Raw genomic sequence first — 26,528 nt, forward strand, 5'->3', positions numbered from 1 at the left:
GAGGGCATCAGACCGGAACCCGGGCGACATAGACTCCAACATAGCGCGCAAATTTCCCGATAAAGACGCCGGCAAACATGCCGCCGGAGACGATCGCCAGCGCGCTCATGGCGGGCTGCTGCATCGTCTGGGGAGAGACCGCGCTCATCACGCCCAGCACATACTTCACCCCGAACGCCAGCATCATAAACGGCAGCGCGGTGTAGTCGGCCTGGCGGTAAAGGCTGCGCGGCGCCTCTGCGCGGGTAATCACAGCCTGCTTAATCAGGACATACCCCAGCGCGGCACCGGCAAGGATCCCCGCCGTCCACAATGCAACAGTCCCGGGAGTCAGCGTGCGATAGACTATCAGATCGTAAATATCCCAGATAAGAAAGATGCCCGGAATAATGGCAAGCCGCTCCAGCGTCACGGTGGCGGGCCGTCGGGCTTTAAGGCCGCGGGAGATAAGGAAGATAAACAGCACCCACACCCAGACGGGCGTGCGCGTCACAACACCGATCAGAAATTCAAACATGGAGATCTCCATGGACGATTGCGGCCCGTGCCGCCCTGAACGCGTATTGCGCATAACGGCAAAACCACCGTTATGCGCAGGTCTTTTACAGCGATTTTTTCAGGCGTCGAACCGCTTCTATCAGCTGCTCATCCGTTGGGGTGACGAATGACATGCGCAGCGTTGTCTGGTCCGGCTCGTTACAGTAGAAAAATTCGCCCGGCACAAAGACCACGCCGTTACTTAAGGTTTTTTCCAGCCAGCGGGTAGTGTTCATGCCGTTGTTCATTTTCGCCCACAGGAACATGCCGCCCTTCGGCTTGTGGAACGACATCACGTCGCCCAGCTCGGCTTCCAGCTCCGTGGCGAACGTCCGGTATTTCTGGCGATAGGCCTCGCGGATCGTTTTAATCTGATCGGCCAGACGGCCGGTCTTCAGGTACTCGTATGTCATCAGCTGCGACAGCGTGCTGGTGTGCAGATCGGTGGTTTGCTTAAGGTTCACCACCGCGCGCTTCAGCCACTCCGGTACCACCACCCAGCCCACGCGGGTACCCGGCGCGAGGATTTTAGAGAAGGTGGAGGTATACACCACGTTCTCTTCGTTGCCGATATCTTTGGCATGGGCAATTAACGGGCGGAAGACGTCATCGGTATAGTTAATTTCGCTGTACGGATCGTCTTCGATAATCACGAAGTCATAGCGCTTCGAGAGTGCCACCAGCTGTTTACGGCGCGCCTCAGACAGCGTAACGCCACCTGGGTTACCAAAGGTTGGAACGATATAGACCGCTTTGATGGTTTTCTTTGCCACCAACGCCTCAAGTTCATCGACCTTCATGCCGTCACCGTCGGTGCCGACGGATTCAAAGTTGGCCTGCGCCAGGCCAAAGACCTGCAGTGCAGCAAGATAGGTTGGACGCTCAACGACAACCGTATCGCCCGGATTCATTAACGCGCGCGCCAGCACGTCCAGAGATTGTTGAGAGCCGGAGGTAATGACGACATCATCGGCCTTACAGGTGATGCCGCGCCCCTCGCAGATGCGTTTAATTTCCTCGCGCAGCCCCGGCACGCCTTCCGTCAGGCCATACTGGAATGCTTCCCCAAAATGCTGCGATAAGACGGCATCAGAGGCAATTTTCAGCCCTTCGCGATCGAACAGGTCCGGGTTTGGGATACCCCCACCCAGCGAAATCACGCCCGCCATTTTGCTATGTTTTAATAATTCACGGATGGCAGAGGATTGCAGGCCCTGCGCGCTGCGGGCGAGTTTGTTTGCAGACATTCTTTGATTACCTTCTTTTTTTATATTGTGCCCAATCTTAGCAGAATATGGGCAATAAATTCCGTCAGCTTAGGCAGCGGCCGCAAATCCTGACGCCACAGTAAATGCACCGGCCTCGGCGCGGGCGTGAACGGTTCCATTACCCGAACCAGCCTGCCGCTTGCCAGCTCTTCCGCCACCAGCACCTCCGGCTGCAGCAACAGCCCCGCCCCCGCGCGCGCCGCCATGCGTAAGCCATAGCCGTCATTGCATCGTAAAACGGCATCGCGCTTCCAGCGCACCTCCCCTTCCACGCCCGGCAGCCGCCACTCGTTGCGCGCGGTCCACACCGTGTGCGAAAGACAGAGGTGATCCACCAGATCGTCTGGCGTTTGCGGCGTGCCGTGTTGCGCTAAATAGTCCGGCGCGGCACAGATCACCATGTTGTAGGGGCACAGGTATTTCGCCACCAGATCGTCGTTGTGAATGTCGCCAATGCGAATGGCCAGATCGACGCCCTCTTCCACCAGATCGACCATCCGGTTAGTCAGATCCAGCTCGATGCGTACCTCCGGGTAGCGCTGCAAAAAGGTTGCCGTCAGCGGGGCGATCGCGCAGCCGCCAAACGACGTAGGCGCCGTGACGCGCAGGGTTCCTGCGGGGGTGGCACGCAGCCGTTCAACCGCGCTTTCGGCAATCGACACCTGCTCCAGAACCCGTCGGGCTTCTTCAAAATAGACGCGTCCGGCATCCGTCAGGCTCTGGCGGCGCGTGTTACGCTCCAGCAGTCGGGTGCCCAGCTGTGCTTCCAGCAGCGCAACGTATTTGCCCACCATCACCGCCGACATCTCCAGCCGTGCCGCCGCGCCGGTGAAGCTGCCGCTTTCCACCACGGCAATAAACGTCTCCATGCTGCGAAGCTTATCCATATTCCAAACCTCTGGTTAGCAATCTTCTAACTTTAGCCCAGTTTATCCGACTTTTAATTTATTAAAGAATGAAGGCTCACAACATAAGGAGTCGGCTATGAAAATCGTCATTATTGGTGCCAGCGGTACGGTCGGTCGTGCGGTAACGGATGAGCTGAGTCGTCGCCACGAGGTCATCCGCGTGGGCCGCACGCAGGGCGACGAGCAGGTGGATATCACCTCGCAGGCGAGCGTTCAGGCGCTGTTTGAGAAAATCGGCCCGGTGGATGCCATTGTGTCCGCCAGCGGCGGCCTCTACTTCGGCCCGCTCGCGACCATGAAGGACAGTGACTTCAACCAGGGCCTGCAGGATAAGCTGCTCGGGCAGGTGCGTCTGGCGCTGACCGGCCAGCACTACCTGAACGAAGGCGGCTCGATTACGTTGATAAGCGGGATCGTGGCGCACGAGCCGATTGCGCAGGGGGTAAATGCCACCACGGTGAATGCCGCGCTGGAAGGGTTTGTTCGCGCCGCAGCCTGCGAACTGACGCGCGGGATCCGCATCAACCTGATTAGCCCAACGGTGCTCACCGAATCGGTCGACACGTACGATGGCTTCTTCCCGGGCTTCGAAAGCGTGCCTGCCGCCACGGTGGCGCAAGCCTATCGTCGCAGCGTGGAAGGCGTGCAGACCGGGCGGGTGTACAAGGTCGGCTACTGAGCCTTGCGGGCGGCGATCAGCACCAGCATCGGGCGCTCCGCCTCTTCGGCCAGCGCGGGCCAGGCGTCAATCTGCGCCTGCGTTGGCCCCCATTCGTTGACGTTGCTTATCGTTAATCCGGCTTTAATCAGCGCGTTAAGCGTGGTGCCCAGCGTGCGGTGGTATTTGATCACCCCGTCCGCCAGCCAGTTGCTGACGCGCTGGCCTTCGTCCTGATAATGGTTCACGCCCCAGAACCGCTCGCCGTTATCGTCGGTCAGCCAGCCCTGACGCGAGGCGCAGGTGTAAATCGGGTGCTCCATGGAAAACACCAGCCTGCCGCCGGGCTTGAGCGCGCGCTGAACCCTGGCGAATAACGTGTCCAGTTCCGGAAGGTAGTGCAGCGCCAGCGAGCTGTAGACGAGGTCGAGGCTGCTTTCGTCGAGCTTGAGAGCGTCCAGATCGCTCCGCTGATAGTGAATCTGTGGATCCGCCGTAAGCTCCGCTGCGCGGGCGAGCATCTTTTCGGAGATATCAACGCCCGTGACCTCAGAGGCGCCCAGTTCGCGCGCGGCGCGGCAGAACCAGCCGTAGCCGCAGCCGAGATCGATAACCGCTTTGCCGGTTAAATCCGGCAGCATGGCCTTAAGCGCGGGCCACTCCGGCGCACCGTCCAGCCCCTGCACCGAGCGCGGAAGCTGGGCGTAGCCTTCGAAAAACGCCGGGTTGTCGTAGATGTTTTGTGCCATGGCAGATCCCTCTTTAATAATGTGACTGGCAGTATAAAACATTGCCGGGTGGCGCTGCGCTTACCCGGCCTACGATTTGAGGGTTTCAGTAGGCCGGGTAAGGCGAAGCCGCCACCCGGCTCGCTTTTAGCCCACCGTACCCCAGACCAGATTGCCCTTATGGAACGTCGCGGTGCGCGGGGAGATGCGCGCCACGGCCTCGGCGGAACAGGAGGCGTCCACCAGCACAAAGCTGGCGTCGTCCTGCGCTTTCGGCCACACGCGTTCGCCTTTGTCGTTCAGCGGCAGCACGTCGCCGGTCGCGATACCTAATGCGCGGGAGAGCGTCTGCTCGTTCGGGCGGATATAGAGCTGGGCGTAGAGATTCGCTTTTTCCAGCATGTCCCCCAGACCGTACGGCGACCAGTGGTCGATTACGCTGTCGGTGCCGGTCATCACAAACACGCCCTTGTCCCGCAGCTGCTTCAGCGGCATATGCAGGGTGCCAATCGGCACGGTGGAGGCGATAGTCACCTGCTGCGCCGCCATGCGGGTAGCAATCTCATCCACCTGCTGCTCGTTGAGTGTGGCCAGCGCGAAGGCGTGGCTGATGGTCAGCTTGCCCTTCAGTTGCGGGGTTTTCTCCACGGTTTCGACCATGTAGTTCACCGCCGCCACGCCCGCCGGGCTGGTTTCGTGCAGGTGAATGTCCACCCCTTTGTCGTAGTCCAGCGCAATCTGGAACATCAGATCGAGAGATTTCTCCATCGCCCCGTCGACGTTGGTCGGGTCCAGCCCGCCCACGTAGTGCGCCCCGGCCTGCATCGCTTCGCGCATCAGCTTTTCGGAATTCGACAGCAGCAGGCCGTGCTGCGGAAACGCCACGATCTCGCAGTCAAATCCGGGCTTGCGGCGCGCCAGCACCGCCTGCAGGTTTTCGAGATTCTTCAGGCCGGAGGTCGGCTCAATATTGCAGTGGCTGCGGGCGAGGGTGGAGCCTTTGGACTGGATCAGGTCGATCAGCTTTTCCGCACGCTCCTGGGTGTAGGGTTGGAGCTCAGGCAGCAGCTTCTGCTCAAGACGGATCATGTCCTGAATGGTGGTGCCCGCCGGGCGGTTGAGGGAACGCCACGGGCCGCCGTAGAAGGTTTTATCCAGGTGGATGTGCATGTCGCGCATTGCCGGGAGCATCAGCGTGTTGCCCGCGTCGTAGTGCGGCAGCGTGGCGTCGTCGTGGCGCTTGTTATCGCGCAGGGCGACGATCTTCCCGTCTTGAATCTCCAGCGTTTTCAGCTCGGTGCGGGTGCTCGTCGCCACGTTGCCGTCAAAATTAAACCCGGCTTCGAGCAGCACGTTGTCCAGATAGTAATGTTTCGCGGTGATGGTCATCGGTTTACCCGTCTCGCAGGTTGGTTTTGCGGAGTCGGCAGCATACGCGACGGAACCGGTCGCGCCAAACAGCGCGCAGGCGGTGACCATTTTGCCGCTCTGGCTGATAAATTCACGGCGGCTTTTATTTTCACTCATCTTATCTTCCTTCATTCACAATATGGGTACCGGTTTCTCCGCGCAGCGCGGCGGGCAGGCAGTCCGGCGAGGTGATGATCACGCGCTTGCCGCCGTGGTGTAAAAACGCCAGCGAGGCGACGATTTTGGGCAGCATGCTGCCCGCCGGGAAATGGCCCTCGTCTTTGTAACGCGTCATCTGCGCCACGCTCACCGTGTCCAGCGCCTGCTGGTTTGGCTTGCCGAAGTTGATGCACACCTTCTCCACGCCGGTGGTGATCACCAGCACGTCGGCGCGGATCTCGCGCGCCAGCAGCGCGGTGGAGAGATCTTTATCGATCACCGCGTCGACGCTCTGGTAATCGCCCTGCTCAGTGCGCACCACCGGAATCCCGCCGCCGCCCGCGCCAATCACCACAAAGCCTTTTTGCGTCAATGTCTTGATCGCATCGGCCTCGACAATGCGCAGCGGCTGCGGGGAGGCCACCACGCGACGATAGCCCCGGCCAGAATCCTCAACAAAGTGCCAGTCCGGGTGCGCGCGCTGCAGCTCGTCGCGCTGCGCCTCGCTGAAGAACGCGCCGATCGGCTTCGTCGGGTGCGTAAAGCCGGGATCGTTTTTATCCACCTCCACCTGCGTGACGACCGTGACCGCTTTTTGCTCCCCGCGTGCGGCCAGACGGTTGTTCAGCGCCTGCTGGATGAGGTAGCCGATGCCGCCCTGGGTGTCCGCCACGCAGTTTGCCAGCAGGGTCAGCGGGAGCCCTTCCCGCTCGTGGGCGATTTCGGCGCGGCGCAGATCCAGCCCCACCTGCGGACCGTTGCCGTGGGTGAGCACGATGTCATAGTCGGAGGCCAGCATTTCGAGCACCGACTCTGCCACCGCTTTAACCGCCTGCGCCTGATGTTCAATCGACTGGCTGGCGTTGTCTTTGATAATGCTGTTGCCGCCGATGGCAACGACCATAAGCTCTTTCATACGTGTTCCTTCGCAACAGTACCCGACGCAGCGCTCGTCACTTCCCGGCTGTCGAGAAAATGCTTCACCACAAACATGCCGCCCATCATCAGATACGCGGTGACGAACATCAGCGAACTGCCTTCGGCAAAGCCCACCACCGGCGCGTGGATCACCCCGAACAGCGCCAGCAGTGCCCCGCCCGCGGCAGCCACGGAGCCGCGCAGCGGTTTATTGATGATGGCGAAAATGGCGATACAGCCCCAGAGCATACTGGCGAGCGGTGCCCCGTTCCCCAGATGGACGAGTCCTTCGTAGTAGATCCCTTTGCTGTGCAGCACGTCGGTACCGATTTTGGCGGCATTGGTGCCCGCCGCCCCCATCACGCTGTTCATCATGGTCAGCGCCCAGTTGGCGATCCACGGGAACAGGCAGATGAAGATCACCGGCACTTCCACCTTCGGCGTTTCCCTCACCACCTGGTTGGCGGTGACCACGCCGATAAACACCAGAATCGGTACGATGGCGGTCATCGGGATGATGGCGAGCATAAAGGCTCCCAGCCCGAACAGCGGCACGATGAACATGGTCACGCCGGATGCCAGCGTGTAGCCAATGCTTGCCCCCATCGCTTTCCAGCCCGGGTGGCCGACGTAGACCGTCACCGGGAACGGGTTTCCCATCAGGCAGCCGAGCATCGACGCCAGACCGTTCGCCAGCATCACCTTGCGCGTCGGGTATTCATCCCCCGCCGCGTGGGCGCTTTCGATGTTCTCCAGGTCAAAGATGTAGTTCGCCAGACCCAGCGGCACGGCAGAGGCCAGATACGGCAGCGCGTGCGGCAAGCCCTGCAGGAAGCCCTCCACATGCACCTGCGGCGGGTTAAAGCCGAACGATGACATGGACGCTTTGATCGCTTCCGGGCTCTGCAGGCCGGAGATCCACGCCAGGACCGTACCGGCAATCAGCAACAGCAAACCGGTCGGGATTTTGGCGAAAATCGGCTTTTTACCGAACCAGTTGATGAAGATCAGCAGCAGGACGATGAACGACACGGTGGGCGCTTCGAACGCCTGCAGCATCGGGTTCATCGCCAGCAGCAGCAGGCCCAGGCCGGAGAGGCACGACAGCAGCACGGTGCGCGGGATCATCTTGCGGATGGTTTCACCGAGGAACGAACCGCCCGCCAGGATCATCGCCTCCACGAAGCACCACACCAGGCCAATCTGAATCGCGAACTCCGCATCGCCCGTTTGCTGATAGACCGGCATCAGCACCAGGAAGGTCACGGTAAAAATGGACGGCGCGCTGGGGCCGGACGGCAGCGCGGTGACGTCCGTGCGCCCGGTCTGGCGCGCCATCTGCATGCCGAACCACGCATAGCAAATACTCGCGGCCAATACCGCCAGCCCGAAGGCTGGCGCAATGCGTCCATAAACAATCTCCTTCGGGATGCCGACGACAAAAATGAGCAACCCCATCATGGTCAGCAGATTGGTCAGGTTGTTGGTCATCAACCCGAAATACGCCGCCCAGTCACCTCTTTTCCACTCCAGTTTCATGTTTTTCATGGATGCATGCCTTATAAAAAGTAGCGATCGCGGAAGGTCAACAGCGCCTTTTCAAAACAGCTAAACGGCGGGTGAACGATGCCCGCCCCTATCATGCCGATGCCCGCGTCTTTGTGGGCAATGGCGGTATTAATGACCGGCAGAATGCCGCTGCCCGCGACCTTCGTGATGTCGATGGCGGTCGGGATCCCCATAAAGGAGAGCAGCGGAATGGTGACGTTCGGGTTTTCGCCAAGAGTGATTTCGCGCATCTGACGGGAGAAATCGATGGCTTCCTCCACCGTGCCGCCCACCAGGGCGACAATCGCCGGTGCCGTCGCCATCGCAAAGCCGCCGATGCCGTAGGTTTCGGTGATCGCGCTGTCGCCGATGTCCAGCCCGGAATCCTCCGGCTTATAGCCCGCGAACATCGGGCCAATCACCTGCTGCGCCGGGCCGGTGAACCACTGCCCCGGCAGGCCGGAGACGCGCAGGCCGAACTCGTAGCCGTTGCGCGCCATGGTGGTAACGACGGTGCTGTATTCAATGCCGTGGGCAGCGTCCAGCGCGGCTTTACACATCGCCATCCACGTCGGGCCGGAGAAGTAGTCGCTGCTGGCGACAAACTCGAACACCTCGCGCTGCTGCTCAACCGGATAGCCCGCCTGGATCAGCCCCGGGTTCAGCGCCTGGATCAGCAGCGTGGTGCCCGCATTGTTGCGGTTGTGGCACTCGTCGCCCATGTGCAGCGCCTGGGCCAGCATCAGGCGCAGGTCGATTTCGCCGATAATGTTCATGGCGTCGCGCAGCATCGGGCCGAGCACGTCGCGCATCCAGTTCAGACGATCGATCACGCTCTGGTCGTTGGCCCCCATGCGCAGGATCTTCGCCATCTGCTCGCTGAGGTTGGTGAAGGCGCGGTTGCCGTAGGTTTTGTTCTCAACGATGTGCATAAACATCGACGCGGAGGTGACGCCCGCCATAGAGCCCACACAGTCGTGCTCGTGGCACGGCGAGAAGGTGATGTCGCCTGACGCCGCCAGCCTTGCGGCGTCCTCCAGATCCGTCGCCAGCCCTTCAAACACCAGCGCGCCGGTAACCGCGCCTTTCATCGCCCCGCACATGTTTTCCCATGTAACTGGCGGACCGGCGTGCAGAATGGTCGTGCGGGTCATGCCCGGCACCACGTTGATGGCCTGGTCATAGCCCACCAGCACCGGATGGGACTGAATAATGCGCTCAAGGGCGATTTGGTTGGCGGCGGCAATCTTCTCCGCCAGCGGTTTTTTCGCCAGCTGGTCGAGCGCTTCCACCACCTGCATATTGCCCTGCCCCGGCGGCGTCCAGTCGAGCGGGGTCACGGGTACGTGCTGCTTTTTAAGATCGTCGCTGAACATCGCGAGACCCACGTTAATGACGTTCAGCGGCTGGTTGAATAAGGTGGTCATTATGCGTTCTCCCCTTTGCAGACAAATTCGCGTGCCAGTAATCCGGTATTGGTGCTGCTGCTGGCCCAGATGACGCCTGCATCGGTCAGCATCTGGCACTGCTGCGCCAGCGACTGCGGATCCTGGTCGGTGCCGAGCACGTAGCCGAGGATCTCAAGCGGACGGTTATCGGCCTTCGCGATGACCTGCGCCTCTTTGATCGCCTCGATCATCACCCCTACCGGATCTTCGTGCGCGCCGAAGCCCAGCACGAAGTCCATCACGATGACGCCCACTTCCGGATCGCGCGCCTCCTGCAGCAGGCGGCTGATGCGGTTGGTCGGGTCGATCATCGGGTGCGGCTTGCCGTTGGTGAACTCATCGTCGCCAAAGTCGAGGAAGGTGTGGGCTTTACTGACGCTGACGTCCGGCAGGCGTTTAGCGGGATCCGGCTGGATATTGCTGTACACGTCGTCGAACTTCTCCAGCGCCGCAAACATCGCTTCGTCGCACAGGGTGCCGCCGCAGAACAGGCCGCGAATGTACTTCTGCTGCGGGGTCAGGCGGGCGCGCACCTCTTCGATCAATGGCCAGTTGAGCGGGTGCAGATCGAGGGACTCTTTTTTGATGCCGGTAAGCAGAACGGCCTTCAGCGCCGCCTCTTTGGTGCCGCGCGCAAACTGCAGGCCGTCCTCATCGGCGGGCGGCTCATTGCGCCCAAGGAAACAGACAATGACGGGCTTGCGGCAGGCGCGCGCGCGGGCCAGCACTTTTTCGGCAACTGCGTGCGCAGGCGGCTTGGAGATCAGCGCAATCACCTCTGTGCCCTCGTCGGCTTCCAGCATGTCGATGGCGTCGAGCATCATCAGGCCGCCGATCTTCTCGCTAAGATCGCGCCCGCCGGTGCCAATCAGCTGCGACACGCCACCGCCGAATTCATGGATGCGCACGCTTAGCTCCTGGCTGCCGGTGCCGGACGCGCCGACGATGCCAATCGGCCCGCGACGCACCGCGTTGGCGAAGCACAATCCCGCGCCGTTGATGATGGCGGTGCCGCAGTCCGGCCCCATCATCAGCAGCCCTTTCTGGTGCGCCAGCTGCTTCAGCGCCAGCTCGTCGTCGAGCGACACGTTATCGGAGAAGAGCATCACGCTGAGATCGTGTTCCAGCGCCTGGCGCGCTTCACGGGCAGCGAAAGTGCCGTTGACGGAAATCACCGCGAGGTTGCTCTCCGGGCGATGTTTTTTGGCGCTGGCAATCGTCGCGTAGCGCGCTTCATGGGTGCTGCTGCTCGCTTTATGGGTAAATAAAGCTTCTATTTCCGCCAGCGTTTCATCGTTCGCCGCGTCGCCTTTAATCACGATCATCAGGTCGCCATTTTTGGCTTCCGCTAATTCCGGCGTGAGCAGCCCGAGATTTTTCAGAACGCCTTTATTCATTTCCGTCGCCATTGCCACAAACGCCTGTTCGACGCCCGGCAATTTATTGGCTTTGGTGGAAACCGACATTAAGGAAACCGAATCGAAATACGTGTTCTTTTTTATGACGATTTTGGTTGGCATTGTTTTCTCCTGAATACGGATAAAAGGGGGCCGCCGTCGTGCAAAATGCACGTCGGTAAAAATGCTTTTTTAAATTAGCGGCCAGCCGGAACGGGCTGACCGGTCGTTTTACGCGCCCGCGGCCAGCAGCAGGTCGGCAATCTCAGTGAAGCCTTTCTCCCGCGCCAGTTCGAGCGGGGTTTTGCCGTATTTGTCGGTCATGTGCGGGTTCGCGCCGTGATCCAGCAGCAGCTTCACAATCTCTTGCTGTTTCGCACCGCCGTCGTTTAACACAATGGCTTCCAGCAGCGGCGTCCAGCCGACAAAGTTGGTGTGGTTAACGTTAATGTCGGTTTTTTCCAGCAGCTCGCGCACGATCTCCACGTGCCCTTTTTCACTGGCAGGGGTAATGCCCACGCCGCCGAAGCGGGTAAGGCGGTCGAGATCCGGATTCGCGGGTAATACCAGCCGCAGGAGGGTTAAATCGTTCGTCAGGCAGCTGATCAGGAAGGGGTTAAAACAGGTCTGGTCCTGTTTATCAATATCTGCCCCGGCGGCAATTAATAACGCCACGCAGGAATAGTGTTTTTTCAGGCTGGCAATCGTAACGGCGGTTCTTTTCTGGCGGTTAGTGGCGTTAATATCCACGCCTTTTTCCAGACAGGCTTTTAGCGCATCGCTATTTCCCTCTTCTGCCGCCAGCAGAAATTCCGTAACCAGTTCAGTTGCAGACATATTCAGACTCCCGATGTTTTATTGCTCTTGACCCGAGAATAGCAACAGCCTGGTCATAAAAGAATCCGCTTAAAAATGATTCATCGACAGTGAATTCATTGTTGAGATAAATTCAACGGTCGGGATAAAACGTGCGTCCGTGCAACCTTTTTCTTATGTTTAACCGCTTTTTAGCGCCTCAGGCTGCATTATTCTTATGGTTGAAAAAGCCTTGCATGACGGGGCCCTGCGTAAAGAGTCAGAACTGTGATCGGCTTCAAATGTGTTGTAAAGGCGTTGTTAAAATATGTTCAAAACTGATGACTGAGGAAGCTGTGATATGAATTCCATCTTTACCGAAGAGAACCTGCTGGCCTTCACCACCGCCGCCCGCTTTGGCAGCTTCAGCAAAGCCGCCGCCGAACTGGGCGTCACCACCTCCGCCATCAGCTACACCATTAAGCGCATGGAGACCGGGCTGGACGTGGTGCTGTTCGTGCGTAACACGCGCAGCATTGAGCTGACCGAGTCCGGCTTTTACTTTTACCGCAAAGCCACCGACCTGCTTAACGACTTTCACGCCATCAAGCGCGGGATTGATACCATCTCACAGGGCATCGAGGCGCGGGTGCGCATCTGTATCAACCAGCTGTTATATACGCCGCGCCATACCGCGCGGCTGCTGCAGGTGCTGAAAAAGCAGTTTCCTACCTGCCAGATCACCGTCACCACGGAGGTCTATAACGGCGTGTGGGATTCGATCATCAATAACCAGGCCAATATCGCCATTGGCGCGCCGGACACGCTGCTCGACGGCGGTGGGATTGACTACACCGAGATCGGCGCCATCCGCTGGGTGTTTGCCATTGCGCCGGCGCATCCGCTGGCGTTCGTTCCGGAACCGATAGCGGAGAGCCAGCTGCGCCTGTATCCCAACATCATGGTGGAAGATACCGCACACACCATTAACAAGAAGGTGGGCTGGCTGCTGCACGGTCAGGAAGCGATTCTGGTGCCGGACTTTAATACCAAATGCCAGTGTCAGATCCTGGGCGAAGGGATAGGTTTTTTACCGGAGTATATGGCGCGGGACGCGGTGGAAGACGGGCTGCTGGTGACGCGACGTATCAATAACCCGCGTCAGGATTCGCGCATGCTGCTCGCCACGCAGCATGCCGCGACAGGCCAGGTCACGCGCTGGATCAAACAGCAGTTTGGTCCAGCGGGGGTGCTGACCGATATCTATAGCGATTTACTGTGGCGCGCTTAGCTTTTGCTCTGTACCCAAAATGCGTGAATGAGGCCGGGGAAGTAGCCCAGCAGCGTCAGAAGAATGTTGATGATAAACGCCCAGCCAAGCCCTTTGCCCAACAGCACGCCCAGCGGCGGCAGCAGGATGGTAAAAACAATACGCCAAAAACCCATATTAACACTCCGTGCAAGCTAATCCATTGAAAATAATAGAGAGAACCCTTTCTAAGCATAGCCAGTTTACCTGTCTGCGCCAGTTCCCTGCTCCGCGTTTACCCTCTTTTACGCTTTTGACGCTGGCGTAATGCGCACAATTACTTTAGCATTGCCTTAATTAAGTAAATGCTAAATTACTATGACTGAACTCGAACAGCTTCAGGCCAGCGCAGAGCAGGCCGCAACGCTTTTAAAAGCGATGAGCAACCCGCGTCGGCTGCTGATCCTCTGCACGCTGTGCGGCGCCCCCGGCACCAGCGCGGGGGAGCTGGCCCGCGCGACGGGCCTGAGTCCTTCCGCCACGTCGCAGCATCTGGCGCGCATGCGTGAGGAAGGCCTGATCGCCAGCACCCGCGAGGCGCAGCGCATTCTCTATTTCATTAAAAACGACGCGGTGCATCAGCTTATCAGCACCCTGAAAACCCTTTATTGCCCGTAAGGAGCCGCCATGTCACTTCCCCTTCTTTCGCCGCGCGAGGCCAATGCCCGCATCGCCGATGGCGCAAAACTGATTGATATTCGTGATGCCGACGAGTACGCCCGCGAGCATATTCCCGCCGCGCGGTCCGTGCCGCTGGATACCTTACCCGGCGGACTTAAAACGCAGGCGGGTGAAACGGTGATTTTTCACTGCCAGTCTGGCGCCCGCACCTCAGGCAATGCCGATCGCCTTGCGCAGGCTGCCGCCCCCGCTCAGGCATTTGTGGTCGAAGGAGGCATTCAGGGCTGGAAGCAGGCGGGTCTGCAGACTGTCGAAGACAAAACCCAGCCGCTGCCGCTGATGCGTCAGGTGCAAATCGCTGCCGGGCTGCTCATTCTCTGCGGCGTAGTGCTGGGCTATAGCGTCTCAGATGGCTTTTTCCTGCTCAGCGGCTTCGTGGGGGCCGGGCTGCTGTTCGCCGGTGTGACCGGTTTTTGCGGCATGGCGCGGCTGCTGAAGGTGATGCCCTGGAACCGGCGTACCTCATAAGCAGTAATCGGTGAAATACGCTGTACCCGGTGTCATACGTGGGCTAAGGTGAAGATCGCTAAAACGATGAGGAGGTAATATGTTTTCTGTCGGTGATTATGTACAACCGCGTAAAGGCGGCCCGAAGCTGAAAGTGCTCGAAGTGAACGGTGAAAGCGTGGTGGCGGTACAGGCCAGCAATGAACAAGGCGAGAAATATACCCTGAAAGCCGCCGAGCTGGCGCCGTATACCGAAGACGGTGATTTCGGCGTCTGCTGAAAAGAGTGCCGGGCGGTATGTTCCGCCCGGTTCACGCATTAGATCAGAAAATCATCCAGTGATTTCCCCTCTGCCAGCGCGCTGGCAATAGGCTTCGGCGTACGGCCCTGGCCGGTCCACGTTTTCTCTTCACCGTTCTGGTCAATAAAGCGGTATTTCGCTTCACGCGGCTTACGCTTTTTCGTGGATTTACCCGTCTGCGCCAGTTCAGAGCCCAGCAGATCGGTCGGTGAAATACCATCGGCTTTCATCTGCTCCAGCAGGGCATTAATTTTCTCCTGCTGCTCGGCTCTCTGCTGCTCTAATTCCGCCAGCTCACTACGTTTCTCTTCAGCAACGACCCTGACTTTTTCCAGCATTTCCTCAAGAACGTCCAGGGATAATTCGCGTGCCATGGCGCGCAGAGTTCGGATATTATTAAGATTCTGTAACGTCAAAGACATATTATTTGAAAACCTTTTGTTTAGGGTAAATAGATAAATCACCGACAGAATAATTCATTTCCGCTGAAATATCTACCCGCAGGCTGGCCAGTCAATAGCGTAAATATGTTTACTGTCGCCGTTAATATTATCTTATAACGTCTGAGCGATACGCAGGGATTCAATCATCACTGCAATATAAAGGGTCAACCTTAATCAAAATTTCAGCATTCTTCGCTCCCCACAAAAGCACTGACTCACCTTTCAACATCAAGATAGTTAAGCCAATGATTTAAAACCAAAAATCATCGCACGAGACAGATTATAACGAAGCGAACAAAAAACCATCAATTTTAGAGAATTTTGTGGACAAAACGCGATTAAATAAAAATTAATCACTAGTTGTTAGTTCAAACGTAGAGATATACGCTATACACGTCAAACAAACCAACCTAAAGCACTAACCGCTTCGGGAAAATCGTTTCTTTTGTGTTCTTCTCAAGGAGTTCAGACATGTTCTCACCGCAATCACGCCTTCGCCATGCTGTGGCGGATACTTTCGCGATGGTTGTTTACTGTTCCGTTGTGAACATGTTGATCGAAATATTCCTCTCCGGAATGTCCTTCGAGCAGTCACTTTCTTCTCGTCTGGTGGCGATTCCGGTCAATATTATTATTGCCTGGCCTTACGGTTTATACCGCGATGCCGTCATGCGCTTCGCGCGGCGTGTCAGCCCCGCAGGCTGGGTGAAAAACCTGGCAGACGTTCTGGCCTATGTGACGTTCCAGTCGCCGGTTTACGTGGCCATTCTGTTGACGGTGGGCGCGGACTGGCACCAGATCGCGGCGGCGGTCAGTTCGAATATTGTGATTTCAATGCTGATGGGGGCGGTGTATGGCTATTTCCTCGACTACTGTCGCCGCCTGTTTAAGGTCAGCCAGTACAGCCAGGCTAAAGCGTGATGTGAAGCGACTGGCGCAGGCCAGTCGCAAATTTACTGTACGTCGCCAAACAGTCCCTTCAAAAACCGTTCCAGCGCCATACGCGAGCTGAAGCCATGCGGAATACCATAATGCTCATGCGTCTCTCCGCCTAAATAGAGCGGAAATTGCTGATAATGATCGCAGGTTTTAATATCCGAGGCAGGCTCAGCAAATGACAGACTTCTGTCTTTCAGCGTCGGGTGAATAATGAGAGCGGTACGTCCCATCCTGGCTTCACGATTAACATAAACATAATTCTCGCCACGGCGATATCCATACGCTTTTGGCGTCACCTCATCCATGGTGAATCCCTCTTTTTCAAGAACGCGTGCCACCTCGTCAGGTCGTAAATACATATCTTTTCCTCGTTATCTTTTCCTGCCCGGCAACCTTACAGTATTCAGCATTAGCAGGGCTTTCAGAATAGTCCATAAACTGGCGGATATCGCGTGATGCGCTTCAGATATTAAATTTCTGAACTAAACTGAACGGGAACACAAAATTACGGAGGATCGTATGTTTAACAGACCGAACCGAAACGATATTAACGACGACGCTCAGGATATTCGTAATGATGTCAGCCAATTAGCAGACACGCTGGAAGAGGTGCTGAAATCCTGGGGAAGTGACGCGAAGGACGAAGCGGATGCCGCAAAACGTAAGGCTCAGTCTCTGCTCCGTGAAACCCGCGCACGCCTAAATGGCCGCACGCGTACCACACAGGCTGCCTGCGATGCGGTCAGCTGCGCAACGACCTTCGTGCGCGAAAAACCGCTCTGCACGCTCGGCACGGTAGCGGCAGTCGGGATCTTCGTCGGCGCTCTGCTTAGCCTGCGTAAGTAAGCGCGAGCCATCAGCCCCGGTCGCCGCTGGCGCCGGGGCTTTTTAATGCCCGCAAGCCTGATAACCCGTACAACCCCCCCCTGCCCCGCTGTGCTCATCATCAGGGCATCATTAATCTAAATTTCCCATATCTTGTATGGTTGAAACTTAAGACAACTACATCTAGTATTCCTTTTAGCAAGATACACACAACCTGACGCGATGATTCGCGCCGCTCTCTCATTTTAAATGGAAATACGAATCATGAGCATTATTATTTACACTCGTAACGATTGTGTTCAGTGCCACGCGACCAAACGGGCGATGGAAAGCCGCGGCGTGGCGTTTGAGATGGTGAATATTGACCAGCAGCCCGAGGCCGCCGATACCCTTCGCGCGCAGGGTTTCCGTCAGCTTCCGGTGGTGGTGGCCGGGGAGACCAGCTGGTCTGGCTTCCGCCCGGACATGATCAACCGCATCGCCGCGCAGGCCGCACGGGCATGAGTGGGCTGGTCTTCTTCTCCAGCAGCTCGGAAAACACGCTCCGTTTTATTGAGCGCGTCGGGCTGCCTGCGGTGCGCATTCCCCTTAACGAGCGGGAGCGCATCCGGGTAGAAGAACCGTACATTCTGGTGGTGCCCAGCTACGGCGGCGGCGGTACGGCGGGCGCAGTGCCTCGCCAGGTGATCCGCTTTCTGAACGATCCGCATAACCGCGGGCTAATCCGAGGCGTGATCGCGGCGGGCAATCGCAATTTCGGCGATGCCTTTGGCCGCGCCGGAGATGTCATCTCTCAAAAATGCGGCGTGCCGTATCTCTATCGCTTTGAGCTGATGGGGACGCAGCAGGACGTCGAAAACGTGCGTAAAGGAGTGAACGAATTTTGGCAACGACAACCGCAGAACGGGTAATACAGGCGACGCCGGATTACCACGCATTAAACGCGATGCTTAACCTCTATGACCGGGAGGGACGCATTCAGTTTGATAAAGACCGTGAGGCGGTGGACGCCTTTTTTGCCGCCCACGTGCGGCCCAACAGCGTGACCTTCGCGAGCCAGGATGAACGTCTCGACCACCTGGTTAACGAAGGTTACTACGACGCCCGCATCCTCACCCGCTACGCACGCGCCTTCGTCGTGAAGCTGTTTGAACGCGCCCACGCCAGCGGCTTTCGTTTCCAGACGTTCCTTGGCGCGTGGAAGTTCTACACCAGCTACACCCTGAAGACCTTCGACGGTAAGCGCTACTTAGAAAGCTTTGAAGATCGCGTGGTGATGGTCGCGCTGACCCTGGCGCAGGGCGATGAAGCGCTGGCGCAACAGCTCACCGACGAGATCCTCTCCGGCCGCTTCCAGCCTGCCACGCCGACCTTTCTCAACTGCGGCAAAGCCCAGCGCGGCGAGCTGGTCTCCTGCTTCCTGCTGCGCATTGAAGATAATATGGAGTCGATAGGCCGCGCGGTGAACTCGGCGCTGCAGCTCTCCAAACGCGGCGGCGGCGTGGCGTTTCTGCTCTCGAACCTGCGTGAAGCGGGCGCGCCGATTAAGCGTATCGAAAACCAGTCCTCCGGCGTGCTCCCGGTCATGAAGATGCTGGAAGATGCCTTCTCCTACGCCAACCAGCTTGGCGCGCGTCAGGGCGCGGGCGCGGTTTATCTGCACGCGCACCACCCCGACATTCTGCGTTTCCTCGATACCAAGCGCGAAAACGCCGACGAAAAAATCCGCATCAAAACCCTGTCGCTGGGCGTGGTGATCCCGGATATCACCTTTAAGCTGGCTAAAGAGAATGCCGACATGGCGCTTTTCTCGCCGTATGACGTTGAGCGAATTTACGGCAAAGCCTTTGGCGACGTGGCGATAAGCGAGCTGTACGACGAGCTGCTGGCCGACGATCGCATCCGCAAAAAAACCATCAACGCCCGCGATTTCTTCCAGACGCTTGCCGAAATTCAGTTTGAGTCCGGCTATCCGTACATCATGTACGAGGACACGGTGAACCGCGCAAACCCGATTGCCGGGCGCATCAACATGAGCAACCTGTGCTCGGAGATTTTACAGGTCAACAGTGCCTCCCGCTATGACGAGAATCTGGACTACGCGGAGATCGGCAAAGACATCTCCTGCAACCTCGGGTCGCTGAATATCGCCCACACCATGGATTCCCCCGACTTTGGCCGCACGGTGGAGACCGCCATTCGCGGGCTGACGGCGGTGTCGGACATGAGCCACATCCGCAGCGTGCCGTCCATCGAGGCGGGCAACGCCGCGTCGCACGCCATTGGCCTTGGGCAGATGAACCTGCACGGCTACCTGGCGCGGGAAGGCATCGCCTACGGCAGCCCGGAAGGGCTGGACTTCACCAACCTCTATTTTTACACCGTCACCTGGCACGCGCTGCATACCTCGATGATGCTGGCGCGCGAGCGCAACCAGCGTTTCGCGGGCTTTGAACAGTCGCGCTACGCCAGCGGAGAGTATTTCAGCCAGTATCTGGAAGGCGACTGGCAGCCGAAAACGGCGCGAGTAAGGGAGCTGTTTGCCCGCGCCGGGATCGTTCTGCCGACGCGCGAGATGTGGCAGCAGCTGCGTGATGACGTGATGCGCTACGGCATCTACAACCAGAACCTGCAGGCGGTGCCGCCAACCGGCTCTATCTCCTACATCAACCACGCCACGTCGAGCATTCACCCGATCGTGTCGAAGATTGAAATTCGCAAAGAAGGCAAAACCGGACGCGTTTACTACCCTGCCCCGTTTATGACCAACGAGAACCTGGCGCTGTATCAGGACGCATACGAGATTGGCCCGGAAAAAATCATCGATACCTACGCCGAGGCGACGAAACACGTGGATCAGGGGCTGTCGCTGACGCTGTTCTTCCCGGATACCGCCACCACGCGGGACATCAACAAAGCGCAGATCTACGCGTGGAAGAAAGGTATCAAGACGCTCTACTACATTCGCCTGCGCCAGCTTGCGCTGGAAGGCACCGAAATCGAAGGCTGCGTGTCCTGCGCGCTGTAAGGAGAAAGGATGAAACTGTCACGCGTGAGCGCCGTTAACTGGAACAAGATCCAGGACGAGAAAGATCTGGAAGTGTGGAACCGCCTGACCAGCAACTTCTGGCTGCCGGAAAAGGTCCCGCTCTCCAACGATATTCCGGCCTGGCAAACCCTGAGCCACACCGAGCAGCAGCTAACGATCCGCGTCTTTACCGGCCTGACGCTGCTGGACACCATTCAGAATACCGTTGGCGCACCGGCTCTGATGGGTGACGCGCTGACGCCGCACGAAGAGGCGGTGATGTCGAACATCAGCTTTATGGAGGCGGTGCACGCCCGCTCCTACAGCTCGATTTTCTCCACGCTGTGCCAGACCAAAGACGTGGACGCGGCCTACGCCTGGAGCGAAGCGAGCGAGTCGTTACAAAGAAAGGCGGAGCTGGTGCTGACGTATTATCGGGCCGACGAGCCGCTGAAGAAGAAGATCGCCAGCGTGTTTCTGGAATCATTCCTCTTCTATTCTGGCTTCTGGCTGCCCATGTACTGGTCAAGCCGCGGCAAGCTCACCAACACCGCCGATTTGATTCGCCTCATCATCCGGGATGAAGCGGTGCACGGGTATTACATCGGCTATAAATATCAGAAAGGGCTGGAAAAGGTCAGCGACGCGGAGCGCGAGGAGCTTAAAGGGTTTGCGCTCGATTTGCTGATGGATCTGTACGACAACGAGCTGAGCTATACCGAGGAACTGTACGCCGGCACCGGCTGGGAGGAGGACGTGAAAGCCTTCCTCTGCTACAACGCCAACAAGGCGCTGATGAATCTCGGCTACGACGCGCTGTTCCCGCCGGAACTGGCGGAGGTTAACCCGGCGATTCTCTCCGCGCTGTCGCCCAACGCCGACGAAAACCACGATTTCTTCTCCGGGTCGGGTTCGTCGTACGTGATGGGCAAAGCGGTGGAAACCGAGGATGAGGACTGGGATTTTTAATGAACGTTAACGTTCGTTAATTTAATATAAACCCAACAATTTCCTCTCCAATATTTACAAAGCAACTACACTGTCATTTCCGTGCCCTATTCGCCTGAATCACCCGATTCAGGCGAAATTCCCCGATGCCGCAGCAAAAAATTGAGAAAAATTCAAATCCCGCTCAGCCCTTTACTCATGGGAAATTCAGCCGTTTCGCCTCCCTGAAAATTTACGCCATAAGCAAACCCAGGGTTGTCTCAGATTCTCAGTATGTTAGGGTTATGCCCGTTAACAATTTACCATGGTAATCATATCGACATAAACAAATAACAGGACACTCTCTATTGCATGGCAATTAAATTAGAAGTGAAAAATCTTTATAAAGTATTTGGCGAGCATCCTCAGCGCGCATTCAAATATATTGAGAAAGGCCTTTCGAAAGAGCAAATTCTGGAAAAAACCGGGCTATCGCTTGGCGTTAAAGACGCCAGTCTGGCCATTGAAGAAGGCGAGATTTTTGTCATCATGGGATTATCCGGTTCGGGTAAATCCACTATGGTTCGCCTTCTCAATCGCCTGATTGAACCCACCCGCGGACAGGTGCTGATTGACGGCGTGGATATCGCCAGAATATCAGACGCCGAGCTTCGCGAGGTGCGCAGAAAGAAGATTGCGATGGTATTCCAGTCATTCGCGCTGATGCCACATATGACGGTGCTGGATAATACCGCTTTCGGCATGGAATTAGCCGGCACACCCGCGCAGGAACGTCAGGAAAAAGCCCTTGACGCCCTGCGTCAGGTTGGGCTGGAAAATTATGCGCATGCGTACCCGGATGAACTTTCCGGCGGCATGCGTCAGCGCGTGGGATTAGCCCGCGCATTAGCCATTAATCCAGACATTTTATTAATGGACGAAGCCTTCTCTGCCCTCGATCCGTTAATTCGCACCGAGATGCAGGATGAGCTGGTAAAATTACAGGCGAAACATCAGCGGACCATTGTCTTTATTTCCCACGATTTGGATGAAGCCATGCGTATTGGCGACCGTATTGCCATTATGCAAAATGGTGAAGTGGTGCAGGTCGGCACGCCGGATGAAATTCTCAATAATCCGGCAAATGATTATGTGCGCACCTTCTTCCGCGGCGTGGATATTAGCCAGGTCTTTAGCGCCAAAGATATTGCCCGTCGAACGCCAAACGGCATTATCCGTAAAACGCCTGGCTTCGGCCCGCGCTCCGCGCTGAAGCTGCTGCAGGACGAAGACCGTGAATATGGTTATCTGGTTGAACGCGGCAATAAATTTGTCGGTGTTGTCTCCATCGATTCTCTGAAAACCGCGCTCAGCGAAAACCAGGGCATCGATGCGGCGTTAATTGACGCTCCGCTTGCCGTGGACGCCGAAACGCCGCTCAGCGAGTTGCTCTCTCACGTGGGGCAGGCGCCTTGCGCCGTACCGGTCGTGGGTGAGGAACAACAGTACGTCGGCATCATCTCCAAACGGATGCTGCTGCAGGCTTTAGATCGCGAGGGGGCAAATAATGGCTGATCAAACTAACCCGTGGGGCACCACTGAAGCGGCGGACAACGCTGCGCAATCCGCCGACGCGTGGGGTTCCACGCCAGCACCCGCCGACGGTGGCGGTGCGGCGGACTGGCTGAACAGCGCACCCGCGCCTGCGCCAGAGCACTTCAATATTATGGATCCGTTCCACAAGACGCTGATCCCGCTGGACAGCTGGGTCACGGAGGGGATCGACTGGGTGGTCACGCACTTCCGCCCGGTTTTCCAGGGGATCCGCATCCCGGTGGATTACATCCTGAACGGCTTCCAGCAGCTGATGCTGGGCATGCCGGCACCGGTGGCGATTATCCTGTTCTCCCTGATCGCCTGGCAGTTTGGCAGCGCCGGGATGGGTGTCGCCACGCTGATTTCGCTGATTGCCATCGGCGCGATTGGGGCCTGGTCGCAGGCGATGATCACCCTGGCGCTGGTGCTGACCGCCCTGCTCTTCTGCATCGTCATCGGCCTGCCGATGGGGATCTGGCTGGCGCGCAGCCCGCGGGCCGCGAAGATAATTCGCCCGCTGCTGGATGCGATGCAGACCACTCCGGCGTTCGTCTATCTGGTGCCGATTGTGATGCTGTTCGGCATCGGCAACGTGCCGGGCGTGGTGGTCACCATTATCTTTGCCCTGCCGCCGATTATTCGTCTGACCATTCTCGGGATCAATCAGGTGCCTGCGGACCTGATCGAAGCGTCACGCTCGTTCGGTGCCAGCCCGCGCCAGATGCTGTTTAAGGTTCAGCTCCCGCTGGCGATGCCGACCATCATGGCGGGCGTGAACCAGACGCTGATGCTGGCCCTTTCGATGGTGGTGATTGCCTCGATGATCGCCGTTGGCGGTCTCGGTCAGATGGTGCTGCGCGGCATTGGCCGTCTCGACATGGGGCTGGCTACCGTCGGCGGCGTCGGGATTGTGATCCTCGCCATTATTCTTGACCGCCTGACCCAGGCCGTCGGTCGCGATTCACGCAGTCGCGGCAACCGTCACTGGTATTCCACCGGCCCTGTTGGGTTACTCACCCGCCCCTTTAGAAAATAAGGAACAACGATGCGACATAACGTACTTTTTGCCACAGCGTTTGCCACCCTTGTCTCCACCAGCACGTTCGCAGCTGACCTGCCGGGCAAAGGCATTACCGTGCAGCCGGTGCAGAGCACTATTTCGGAAGAGAGCTTCCAGACCCTGCTGGTCAGCCGCGCGCTGGAAAAACTGGGCTATACGGTTAACACGCCGAGCGAAGTGGATTACAACGTGGGCTACACCTCGATTGCCTCCGGTGACGCCACCTTTACCGCCGTAAACTGGCAGCCGCTGCATGACGACATGTATGCCGCCGCCGGTGGCGATAAGAAATTCTACCGTGAAGGCACCTTTGTCACCGGCGCGGCGCAGGGGTACCTGATCGACAAGAAAACCGCCGACCAGTACCACATCACCAACATCGAACAGCTGAAGGATCCGAAGATCGCCAGACTGTTTGACACCAACGGTGACGGCAAGGCCGACATGATGGGCTGCTCGCCGGGCTGGGGCTGCGAAGCGGTGATTAACCACCAGAACAAGGCGTTCGATCTGGCGAAAACGGTCGACGTGAGCCACGGCAACTATTCAGCGATGATGGCCGACACCATTGCCCGCTTCAAAGAGGGTAAACCGGTGATCTACTACACCTGGACGCCGTACTGGGTGAGCGACGTGCTGAAGCCGGGTAAAGACGTGGTGTGGCTGCAGGTGCCGTTCTCCTCCCTGCCGGGCGAGCAGAAAGATATCGACACCAAACTGCCGAACGGCATGAACTACGGCTTCCCGGTGAACACCATGCATATCGTGGCGAACAAAGCCTGGGCGGAGAAAAACCCGGCGGCGGCGAAGCTGTTCTCGGTGATGAAGCTGCCGCTGGCGGACATCAACGCCCAGAACGCGATGATGCACGCGGGCAAATCGTCTGAGGCGGATGTTAAAGGCCACGTCGACGGCTGGATCAAGGCCCACCAGCAGCAGTTTGACGGCTGGGTGAAAGCGGCGCTGGCGGCGCAGAAGTAAAACCTTTTCCCTCACCCTAACCCTCTCCCCGGAACGTACACTGGGAGAGGACCGGGGTGAGGGGATCAGACCGCACCCAACCTAAACCGCACAATCCAGCACGTAACAATCCCCCCACATTCACAATCATTGGCTATTATGGTTTCCGGAAAAATAATCACTTCACTAACGATTCCTGAAACTAATGACAAAAACCACTCAAGGGCTTAGCCCCGCACTCATCCTTTTAATGTCCGTGGCAACGGGTCTGGCTGTCGCCAGCAACTATTACGCGCAACCGCTTCTCGACACCATCGCCCGCGCGTTCAATCTCTCCGCCAGTTCCGCAGGCTTTATCGTCACCGCCGCCCAGCTCGGCTATGCCGCCGGGCTGCTGTTCCTGGTGCCGCTCGGCGATATGTTCGAACGCCGGATGCTGATCGTCTCCATGACGCTTCTGGCCGCCGGCGGGATGCTGATCACCGCCAGCAGCCAGTCGCTGACGATGATGATTATCGGTACCGCGCTGACGGGGCTGTTCTCCGTGGTGGCGCAAATCCTGGTGCCGCTCGCCGCGACCCTCGCCTCACCGGAAAAACGTGGCAAGGTGGTGGGCACCATCATGAGCGGCCTGCTGCTGGGGATTTTGCTGGCGCGTACCGTCGCCGGGCTGCTGGCAAGCCTCGGCGGCTGGCGCACCGTTTACTGGGTGGCGAGCGTCCTGATGGTCGTTATGGCGCTGGCGCTGTGGCGCGGGCTGCCGAAGGTGAAACAGGAGAACCACCTGAACTATCCGCAGCTGCTGGCCTCCGTTTTCAGCCTGTTCACCCAGGATAAACTTCTGCGCACCCGCGCCCTGCTGGGCTGCTTCACCTTCGCCAACTTCAGCATTCTCTGGACGTCGATGGCGTTTCTGCTGGCCGCGCCGCCGTTTAATTATTCCGAAGGGGTGATTGGCCTGTTCGGCCTGGCCGGTGCCGCAGGCGCACTGGGCGCGCGTCCCGCAGGCGGGCTGGCCGACAAGGGCAAATCCCACCTGACCACCTCCGCGGGGCTGGTGTTACTTCTGCTCTCCTGGGCGGCAATCTGGTATGGGCACGTCTCGGTGCTGGCGCTGATCGTCGGTATCCTGGTACTCGATCTCACCGTGCAGGGCGTTCACATTACCAATCAGACCGTCATCTATCGCGTGAAGCCAGAGGCGCGTAACCGCCTGACGGCCGGGTACATGACCAGCTACTTTATTGGCGGCGCGGCGGGCTCGCTCATTTCCGCCTCGGCGTGGCAGCATGCTGGCTGGTCAGGGGTATGTGCAATTGGCGCCATCGTCGCCACGATTAACCTGCTTGTATGGTGGCGCGGCTACCATCGCCAGGAGGCAATTCACTAAGTTTTACATTGCTTTGGGCCTCTTAGGGTGTAAAGGGGCCCCTCACTCTGTTAATGTAAACGTAATCATTTATCCCAGAAATTTTAATGTGGGTGACATATTTACAATCGGCATGAATAGTTCAGACCCCCGTCCTCACATCCTCTCTTCAGCGGGTTCATCCCCTACGCTTTCTGTGCTCACCGGGTCACGGACTTACCCGGCGCTTTCTGATGGTGACATTAATTTGGCGGATATAACCGCACAAATAATTCATTTACATTATTTGTCACTATCGTTACTATATCGGCTGTAATTAATGAGGTTATGCCCAAATGGATAGTTCGTTTACGCCCATTGAACAAATGCTTAAATTCCGCGCCAGTCGCCATGAGGACTTCCCGTATCAGGAAATCCTGCTGACTCGCCTGTGCATGCACATGCAGGGTAAGCTACTGGAAAACCGCAATAAAATGCTGAAAGCTCAAGGGATTAACGAGACATTGTTTATGGCGTTGATCACGCTGGAGTCTCAGGAAAACCACAGCATTCAGCCTTCTGAGCTGAGCTGCGCGCTGGGCTCCTCCCGCACCAACGCCACCCGAATTGCCGATGAGCTGGAAAAGCGCGGCTGGATTGAGCGCCGTGAAAGCGATAACGATCGCCGCTGCCTGCATCTGCAACTGACCGATAAAGGTCACGAATTCCTGCGCGAGGTGCTGCCACCTCAGCACAACTGCCTGCACAAACTCTGGTCCGCTCTCAGCACCGCCGAGCGCGACCAGCTTGAGCACATCACTCGCAAGCTGCTCACCCGTCTGGACCAGATGGATGAAGAAGGCGCCGTTCTTGAGGCGCTGCGCTAACGC

Annotated in this window: 29 protein-coding genes; 16 read left to right on the forward strand and 13 right to left on the reverse strand. The window is 57.8% G+C overall.

Going from position 1 to position 26,528, the window contains the following annotated elements; all coding sequences use genetic code 11:
- Positions 1-7: 7 nt before the first annotated feature.
- The 3 genes from ACEPLT_RS17410 to ACEPLT_RS17420 form a co-directional block, all read right to left on the reverse strand.
- Positions 8-517 carry a DUF6622 family protein gene (locus ACEPLT_RS17410; RefSeq protein ID WP_232927389.1) on the reverse strand — a complete coding sequence of 170 codons (510 nt, stop codon included), beginning with the start codon at positions 515-517 and terminating at the stop codon, positions 8-10.
- 85 nt (positions 518-602) lie between these two features.
- Positions 603-1,784: an aminotransferase-like domain-containing protein gene (locus ACEPLT_RS17415; protein ID WP_008502551.1), complete on the reverse strand. Its 1,182-nt coding sequence runs from the start codon at positions 1,782-1,784 to the stop codon at positions 603-605.
- A 20-nt stretch (positions 1,785-1,804) separates the two neighbouring features.
- Entirely contained in the window at positions 1,805-2,692 is an 888-nt protein-coding gene (locus ACEPLT_RS17420; RefSeq protein WP_023294388.1) for a LysR family transcriptional regulator, read from the reverse strand.
- Between the two features lie 97 nt (positions 2,693-2,789).
- Between ACEPLT_RS17420 and ACEPLT_RS17425 the strand changes: the two genes are divergently transcribed.
- Complete coding sequence (locus ACEPLT_RS17425) at positions 2,790-3,392, forward strand: short chain dehydrogenase (RefSeq protein ID WP_139964080.1); 603 nt, start codon at positions 2,790-2,792, stop codon at positions 3,390-3,392.
- On the opposite strand, the gene ACEPLT_RS17430 is transcribed toward ACEPLT_RS17425, so the two are convergent.
- The 7 genes from ACEPLT_RS17430 to ACEPLT_RS17460 all read right to left on the reverse strand — a co-directional run bounded on the left by ACEPLT_RS17430 (position 3,386) and on the right by ACEPLT_RS17460 (position 11,816).
- Positions 3,386-4,120, reverse strand: a complete 735-nt coding sequence (locus ACEPLT_RS17430) for a class I SAM-dependent methyltransferase (protein WP_063436603.1) — start codon at positions 4,118-4,120, stop codon at positions 3,386-3,388. The two genes, ACEPLT_RS17425 and ACEPLT_RS17430, sit on opposite strands and share 7 nt — an antisense overlap.
- A 126-nt stretch (positions 4,121-4,246) precedes the next feature.
- Positions 4,247-5,626: an amidohydrolase family protein gene (locus ACEPLT_RS17435; RefSeq protein ID WP_165556442.1), complete on the reverse strand. Its 1,380-nt coding sequence runs from the start codon at positions 5,624-5,626 to the stop codon at positions 4,247-4,249.
- Position 5,627: 1 nt separating this feature from the next.
- The gene (locus ACEPLT_RS17440; RefSeq protein WP_447088291.1) at positions 5,628-6,584 is read right to left on the reverse strand and encodes a carbamate kinase family protein; all 957 of its coding nucleotides are present in this window, start codon (positions 6,582-6,584) and stop codon (positions 5,628-5,630) included.
- Positions 6,581-8,134 (reverse strand): xanthine permease, encoded by a 1,554-nt coding sequence (locus ACEPLT_RS17445; protein WP_232927391.1) that lies wholly within the window; start codon positions 8,132-8,134, stop codon positions 6,581-6,583. Before ACEPLT_RS17445 ends, ACEPLT_RS17440 begins: the two co-directional genes overlap by 4 nt.
- 11 nt (positions 8,135-8,145) lie before the next feature.
- Entirely contained in the window at positions 8,146-9,561 is a 1,416-nt protein-coding gene (locus ACEPLT_RS17450; RefSeq protein ID WP_232927392.1) for a YlbE family protein, read from the reverse strand.
- Complete coding sequence (gene fdrA / locus ACEPLT_RS17455) at positions 9,561-11,102, reverse strand: acyl-CoA synthetase FdrA (protein ID WP_232927393.1); 1,542 nt, start codon at positions 11,100-11,102, stop codon at positions 9,561-9,563. Before fdrA ends, ACEPLT_RS17450 begins: the two co-directional genes overlap by 1 nt.
- A 108-nt stretch (positions 11,103-11,210) precedes the next feature.
- Positions 11,211-11,816 (reverse strand): ankyrin repeat domain-containing protein, encoded by a 606-nt coding sequence (locus tag ACEPLT_RS17460; protein ID WP_008502560.1) that lies wholly within the window; start codon positions 11,814-11,816, stop codon positions 11,211-11,213.
- Positions 11,817-12,135: 319 nt separating this feature from the next.
- On the opposite strand from ACEPLT_RS17460, the gene ACEPLT_RS17465 reads away from it, so the two are divergent.
- A complete protein-coding gene (locus tag ACEPLT_RS17465) occupies positions 12,136-13,065 on the forward strand; it encodes a LysR substrate-binding domain-containing protein (protein WP_008502561.1) in 930 nt (309 codons plus the stop codon).
- On the opposite strand, the gene ACEPLT_RS17470 is transcribed toward ACEPLT_RS17465, so the two are convergent.
- A complete protein-coding gene (locus ACEPLT_RS17470) occupies positions 13,062-13,220 on the reverse strand; it encodes a YqaE/Pmp3 family membrane protein (RefSeq protein ID WP_008502562.1) in 159 nt (52 codons plus the stop codon). The genes ACEPLT_RS17465 and ACEPLT_RS17470 overlap by 4 nt on opposite strands.
- Positions 13,221-13,401: 181 nt before the next feature.
- Between ACEPLT_RS17470 and ACEPLT_RS17475 the strand changes: the two genes are divergently transcribed.
- From ACEPLT_RS17475 to ACEPLT_RS17485, 3 genes are all read left to right on the forward strand, one after another.
- Complete coding sequence (locus tag ACEPLT_RS17475; protein ID WP_008502563.1) at positions 13,402-13,701, forward strand: ArsR/SmtB family transcription factor; 300 nt, start codon at positions 13,402-13,404, stop codon at positions 13,699-13,701.
- Positions 13,702-13,710: 9 nt separating this feature from the next.
- Entirely contained in the window at positions 13,711-14,232 is a 522-nt protein-coding gene (locus ACEPLT_RS17480; RefSeq protein ID WP_023325942.1) for a rhodanese family protein, read from the forward strand.
- 79 nt (positions 14,233-14,311) lie between these two features.
- Positions 14,312-14,491 (forward strand): hypothetical protein, encoded by a 180-nt coding sequence (locus tag ACEPLT_RS17485; RefSeq protein WP_008502565.1) that lies wholly within the window; start codon positions 14,312-14,314, stop codon positions 14,489-14,491.
- A gap of 38 nt (positions 14,492-14,529) precedes the next feature.
- On the opposite strand, the gene stpA is transcribed toward ACEPLT_RS17485, so the two are convergent.
- Positions 14,530-14,934, reverse strand: coding sequence for a DNA-binding protein StpA (stpA, locus tag ACEPLT_RS17490; RefSeq protein WP_232927394.1), 405 nt, complete (start codon positions 14,932-14,934; stop codon positions 14,530-14,532).
- 492 nt (positions 14,935-15,426) lie between these two features.
- Here stpA and alaE point away from each other — a divergent pair, with 492 nt between their 5' ends.
- Positions 15,427-15,876, forward strand: coding sequence for an L-alanine exporter AlaE (alaE, locus tag ACEPLT_RS17495; protein WP_023294397.1), 450 nt, complete (start codon positions 15,427-15,429; stop codon positions 15,874-15,876).
- A gap of 32 nt (positions 15,877-15,908) precedes the next feature.
- Here the strand turns inward: alaE and ACEPLT_RS17500 are convergent, their stop codons facing one another.
- Complete coding sequence (locus ACEPLT_RS17500; RefSeq protein WP_008502568.1) at positions 15,909-16,253, reverse strand: DUF2002 family protein; 345 nt, start codon at positions 16,251-16,253, stop codon at positions 15,909-15,911.
- Between the two features lie 160 nt (positions 16,254-16,413).
- Between ACEPLT_RS17500 and ACEPLT_RS17505 the strand changes: the two genes are divergently transcribed.
- The 10 genes from ACEPLT_RS17505 to mprA all read left to right on the forward strand — a co-directional run bounded on the left by ACEPLT_RS17505 (position 16,414) and on the right by mprA (position 26,525).
- Positions 16,414-16,740, forward strand: coding sequence for a DUF883 domain-containing protein (locus ACEPLT_RS17505; protein ID WP_008502569.1), 327 nt, complete (start codon positions 16,414-16,416; stop codon positions 16,738-16,740).
- 243 nt (positions 16,741-16,983) lie between these two features.
- Entirely contained in the window at positions 16,984-17,223 is a 240-nt protein-coding gene (nrdH, locus tag ACEPLT_RS17510; protein WP_008502570.1) for a glutaredoxin-like protein NrdH, read from the forward strand.
- The gene (nrdI, locus tag ACEPLT_RS17515) at positions 17,220-17,630 is read left to right on the forward strand and encodes a class Ib ribonucleoside-diphosphate reductase assembly flavoprotein NrdI (protein ID WP_021241965.1); all 411 of its coding nucleotides are present in this window, start codon (positions 17,220-17,222) and stop codon (positions 17,628-17,630) included. The genes nrdH and nrdI overlap by 4 nt, the downstream gene beginning before the upstream one ends.
- Entirely contained in the window at positions 17,603-19,747 is a 2,145-nt protein-coding gene (nrdE, locus tag ACEPLT_RS17520; protein ID WP_447088292.1) for a class 1b ribonucleoside-diphosphate reductase subunit alpha, read from the forward strand. The genes nrdI and nrdE overlap by 28 nt, the downstream gene beginning before the upstream one ends.
- 9 nt (positions 19,748-19,756) lie before the next feature.
- Positions 19,757-20,716, forward strand: a complete 960-nt coding sequence (gene nrdF, locus ACEPLT_RS17525) for a class 1b ribonucleoside-diphosphate reductase subunit beta (protein WP_023344780.1) — start codon at positions 19,757-19,759, stop codon at positions 20,714-20,716.
- Between the two features lie 330 nt (positions 20,717-21,046).
- On the forward strand, positions 21,047-22,249 hold the full coding sequence (proV, locus tag ACEPLT_RS17530; protein ID WP_008502574.1) for a glycine betaine/L-proline ABC transporter ATP-binding protein ProV: 1,203 nt from the start codon (positions 21,047-21,049) through the stop codon (positions 22,247-22,249).
- Complete coding sequence (gene proW, locus ACEPLT_RS17535) at positions 22,242-23,306, forward strand: glycine betaine/L-proline ABC transporter permease ProW (protein ID WP_447088293.1); 1,065 nt, start codon at positions 22,242-22,244, stop codon at positions 23,304-23,306. The genes proV and proW overlap by 8 nt, the downstream gene beginning before the upstream one ends.
- A 9-nt stretch (positions 23,307-23,315) precedes the next feature.
- A complete protein-coding gene (gene proX / locus ACEPLT_RS17540; protein WP_021241961.1) occupies positions 23,316-24,311 on the forward strand; it encodes a glycine betaine/L-proline ABC transporter substrate-binding protein ProX in 996 nt (331 codons plus the stop codon).
- A gap of 184 nt (positions 24,312-24,495) precedes the next feature.
- Entirely contained in the window at positions 24,496-25,680 is a 1,185-nt protein-coding gene (locus ACEPLT_RS17545) for an MFS transporter (RefSeq protein WP_008502577.1), read from the forward strand.
- Positions 25,681-25,994: 314 nt separating this feature from the next.
- Positions 25,995-26,525, forward strand: a complete 531-nt coding sequence (gene mprA / locus ACEPLT_RS17550) for a transcriptional repressor MprA (RefSeq protein ID WP_008502578.1) — start codon at positions 25,995-25,997, stop codon at positions 26,523-26,525.
- The last annotated feature ends 3 nt before the right edge of the window (positions 26,526-26,528 follow it).

Source organism: Enterobacter sp. fkY84-1 (assembly GCF_052974705.1).